This window comes from Vibrio sp. Vb0937, from assembly GCF_033338855.1.
Genome location: NZ_JAWOTK010000102.1, coordinates 1 through 1838, shown reverse-complemented (window position 1 = coordinate 1838; position 1838 = coordinate 1). Strand labels below are relative to the sequence as shown.

General features: G+C 41.8%; 1 protein-coding gene and 1 pseudogene. Both read left to right on the top strand.

Features of this window, described 5'->3' with window-relative positions; genetic code table 11:
- Positions 1-151: 151 nt before the first annotated feature.
- Entirely contained in the window at positions 152-1663 is a 1512-nt protein-coding gene (gene tssC, locus R7P67_RS23485; protein WP_021450823.1) for a type VI secretion system contractile sheath large subunit, read from the top strand.
- A gap of 10 nt (positions 1664-1673) precedes the next feature.
- Positions 1674-1838: pseudogene (locus tag R7P67_RS23480) on the top strand (protein of avirulence locus); the annotation flags it as partial.

The following is a 1838-nucleotide window of genomic DNA, read 5'->3' as shown; positions in this document are numbered from 1 at the left end:
TACAACGCGGTTGCTTGGCTCAAACCATGGCTTCAAATGGAAGAGCTAACCACGTCTTTAAGACTCGTTGCTAAAATTCCTCAGTCGGGTGGCTAAATAGAGTTAATGGCTGGTCACTTCGACCAGCCATTAAGCCAAGCTTATGGTAGTTATGACGAAAATAGATGCATTGAACTTTCTAGACCCAGAGGAACTCACACACGAGTTTACACCGATGGGCCTGGCTGAGTTTGACAGTCATTGGTTGACTAAATTTGTTGAATGTTCAGATTCAATACTTGCGGCACGAATTTGGTTGGAAGGCACGCAATCTAAAGATTTTGCGAGTTTTCGCCATAGCATTGTGAGCACGATTAATACCATTGACACACTATTACAGAAGCAGCTCAATGAGATCATTCATCATCCAGATTTTCAGAAATTAGAGTGCAGTTGGGTAGGCGTTCGATATTTATGTGAACAAGTTGATAAACCATCGTCTGACTCAGTAAAAATTAAAGTTCTATCTGCAACATGGAATGAAGTAAGTAAAGATGCGCTCAAGGCTATCGAGTTCGATCAGTCTGCCTTGTTTAAATTGCTCTATCAAAATGAATATGGAATGGCCGGAGGAGAACCCTTTGGTGTGGTTGTTGGTGATTATCAATTACGTTATGACCCGAGAACAAATTATTTTGATAGAGATATCTCTGTGCTAAGCAAGATATCTCAATCTGCTGCTGCGGCATTTAGTCCATTTGTAATGTCAGCGTCTCCTGAAATATTCGGTGTGAACACATTTGCCGAACTTTCGTCGACTCGAGACGTTGCTGCGCAATTTGAACAAATTGATTATGTCAAATGGAGACAGTTGCGAGATAACGATGATACCAAGTTTATTGGCTTAACCGCTCCTAACGTGCTTTTTCGACAACCCTACAAAAGTGATGGTTCTCGAAACGATCAATTTGAATTTCAAGAGAATATTGACGATTCAAATAACGATTTATTGTGGGGAAGTGGAGCCTTCTGTTTTGCTGCTGTTTCGATTAGAGCATTCCAAGAGCACGGTTGGTTTACTCACATGCGAGGAATAAAACAGGGGGATTATAGTCAAGGCATTATTGTTGCTCCTACAAGAAACAAAACGCGCATTAATGGCAAAAATGACAGAGATAGATGCCCTTTAAATCTAAAAGTCTCTGAGCGTAAAGAGCAAGAACTGTCTGATTGTGGGTTCATTCCGATTTCACCAGTTCCTGAAACAGACATGGTCGGCATGACTTCCAATGTTTCGTTGTATAAGCCAAAACTGTACGAAGAGAAGCATGTTGCGACTAATGCAAAACTCACCTCAATGCTCCAATACACGATGTGTGTATCGCGTATAGCACACTACGTCAAAGTTATGGGGCGAGACAAGATAGGTGGCTATCAGGACGCGGCATCGCTCGAGAGGGAGTTTCAGACTTGGTTACATCAATATACAACGGCTTCAGACGAAGCTTCGGATGAACTCAGAGCTAAGTACCCATTGAACGAAGCGAAGATCAAAGTTAGAGAGAAACGCGATACGCCAGGGCACTTCTACTCGGTGATACATTTACGCCCTCATTTTCAGCTCGACCAAATGGTCTCAAGTATCAAATTAATTACGGAATTATCACCAGAACATTTGGTGTAAGGAAAGAAAGATGACTCAGTGGAAAAATGCCTTATCGGAAGGGCAGTTGCAACAAGCTTTAGAACTACTAATCGAAGCAATAAAGGTATCTCCAAAGGATGCCAGTTTGAGAAGCTCTTTTATTGAACTGCTTTGTATTGATGGTGATTTTGAGCGAGCTGATGAGCAACTGATG

What these genes read in the sequence shown, in the direction of transcription:
- tssC (WP_021450823.1), top strand. Translation starts at nt 152, where the DNA reads ATGACGAAAATAGATGCATTGAACTTTCTAGACCCAGAGGAACTCACA.